The sequence below is a fragment of the Halanaerobium saccharolyticum subsp. saccharolyticum DSM 6643 genome (assembly GCF_000350165.1).
Classification (GTDB): domain Bacteria; phylum Bacillota; class Halanaerobiia; order Halanaerobiales; family Halanaerobiaceae; genus Halanaerobium; species Halanaerobium saccharolyticum.
In genome coordinates this window covers 1-2,349 of sequence record NZ_CAUI01000012.1, presented here as the reverse complement: position 1 = coordinate 2,349, position 2,349 = coordinate 1, and the positions used below count along the sequence as shown (strand labels likewise).

Genomic DNA, 2,349 nt, shown 5'->3' with positions numbered 1-2,349 from the left:
CCAATATCTACAAACCAGATTATGTTGTAGTAGTAGATGAGACACTTTTGGAAAGTGTTGATGTTACAGCAGGTTTGAAAGAAGAAGGAGCAATAGTTGTTAATACAGCTAAAGATGGTGAAAAGATCAGAAAGAAACTAAAAGGGTATGAGGGAGAACTATTTACTGTAGATGTCAGAGAAATTTCAATGGCTACAATTGGTAGATATTTTCCTAATACACCAATGCTTTCAGCTTTAGTAAAAGTTGCAGGAATCATGGAAGAAGAAGATTTTGTAACTGAAATGGAAAAGCTGTTTAAGAAAAAGTTTGCTTCTAAACCAGAGGTAATCGATGGTAACGTAGAAGCAGTAAAAAAAGCTTTAAAAGAGGTGAACGCACATGGCTAAAGAAATGAATGAAACAATGACCTGGAAAGAGCTTACAGCTGGAGGAACAATTCATACTTCAGGTAACGCAGAAAACTTTAACACAGGTGACTGGAGAGTAAACAAGCCAATTTTTAAAGAAGATAAATGTATACAGTGTCTGCTTTGTGCACCGGTATGTCCTGACACATCAATTCCAGTAAAAGACGGAAAAAGACTGGAATTTGACTATGATCACTGTAAAGGATGCGCAATTTGTGCAGAAGTATGTCCGGTAGATGCAATAGAAATGATTCCAGAAGGACAAGATGAATAAGGAGGGAGAGATCAAATGAGTATTAGAGAAAAACTATCAGGAAATGAAGCAGCAGCAACAGCATTACGCCAGATGAATCCAGATGTAATGGCTGCCTTTCCAATAACACCATCAACAGAAATACCACAGTATTTTTCAAAATATGTATCAGATGGACGTGTAGATACAGAATTTGTACCAGTAGAATCAGAACACAGTGCAATGTCAGCCTGTATTGGTTCCCAGGCTGCAGGAGCAAGAACAGTAACAGCAACATCAGCAAACGGACTTGCTTTAATGGTCGAGGAATTATATATAGCATCATCATCAAGACTTCCAATCATCTTATCAGTAGTAAATAGAGCTTTATCAGGCCCGATCAACATCAATGCAGACCACAGTGACTCAATGGGAGCAAGAGATGCAGGCTGGATCCAGCTTTATTCAGAAGATAATCAGGAAGCATATGATAATTTAATTCAGGCAGCAAGAATTGGAGAGCACAAAGATGTGCAGCTTCCAGTAATGGTCTGTCAGGATGGATTTATCACAAGTCATGCTATAGAAAATATACAGCTTGAAGAAGATGAAGATGTAAAAGAATTTGTAGGAACCTACAATGCAGATGAACACTTAATCAACAAAGAGAATGCAATAGCTATTGGTCCTTATGATACAGCAGATTACTATATGGAACATAAGTATCAGCAGAACAGAGCTATGGAAAATGCTAAGAAAGTAATAGAAGAAGTAGCTGCAGAATACAAAGAAATGACAGGAAGAGAATATGGATTCTTTGAAACATATGAGTTAGAAGATGCTGATTATGCATTAGTTTTAATTAACTCAGCAGCAGGAACAGCCAAAGAAACAATAGATAAGATGAGAGCTGAAGGAAAGAAAGTAGGTCTCTTAAAGATAAGAGTATTCCGTCCATTTAATAGAGATAGATTGGTAGAACTATTAAAGGATGTAAAATATGTTGCAGCAATGGATAGATCAGAAACCTTCTCAACATCAGGAGGCCCTGTATATCACGAAACAGCAGCAGCACTATATCCAGAAACTACAAAACCAGAAATCATAAGCTACATGTATGGACTCGGAGGAAGAGATGTAACAATAGAGTCAATAGAGAGTGTATTTAATGATCTAATGGAAATAGAAGAAACAGGAGAAGTAGGAGAAAGATACCGTTACTTAAGCTTAAGAGAATAATAAATATCAGGAGGTGAAAGGCAAATGACAACAGAAATGAAATATGAATTCAAAGAAGAATTAAATAAAAAAGAAAGATTTACAGGTGGACATAGAATGTGTGCAGGTTGTGGAGCCCCAGTAGCAGTAAGAACAGTGCTGAGAGCATTAGAAGAAGATGATGAAGCAGTAATAGGATGTGCAACAGGATGTTTAGAAGTATCAACATTTATGTATCCATATACATCCTGGAGAGATTCATTTATTCATAATGCATTTGAAAACGTAGCAGCTACAACAAGTGGAGCAGAAGCAGCCTATAAATCCCTAAAAAAGCAGGGAAAAATAGATAAAGATACAAATTATAAGTTCATAGCCTTTGGTGGAGATGGAGGAACATATGATATCGGATTCCAGTCATTATCAGGAGCAATGGAAAGAAACCATGATATGACATATGTTTGTTATGATAATGGAGCCTATATGAAT

The 2,349-nt window shown here is 36.7% G+C and carries 4 protein-coding genes; all 4 read left to right on the top strand.

Going from position 1 to position 2,349, the window contains the following annotated elements; genetic code table 11:
• Positions 1–389 (top strand): 2-oxoacid:acceptor oxidoreductase family protein (locus HSACCH_RS05215; RefSeq protein WP_040477149.1); only part of this gene is annotated, 389 nt, incomplete at its 5' end.
• Positions 382–684 carry a 4Fe-4S binding protein gene (locus HSACCH_RS05210; protein WP_005488399.1) on the top strand — a complete coding sequence of 101 codons (303 nt, stop codon included), beginning with the start codon at positions 382–384 and terminating at the stop codon, positions 682–684. The genes HSACCH_RS05215 and HSACCH_RS05210, both read left to right, overlap by 8 nt.
• Before the next feature lie 15 nt (positions 685–699).
• The gene (porA, locus tag HSACCH_RS05205; protein WP_005488406.1) at positions 700–1,881 is read left to right on the top strand and encodes a pyruvate:ferredoxin oxidoreductase subunit alpha; all 1,182 of its coding nucleotides are present in this window, start codon (positions 700–702) and stop codon (positions 1,879–1,881) included.
• Between the two features lie 36 nt (positions 1,882–1,917).
• Positions 1,918–2,349: thiamine pyrophosphate-dependent enzyme (locus tag HSACCH_RS05200; RefSeq protein ID WP_040477151.1), on the top strand; the 432-nt coding region annotated here is incomplete at its 3' end.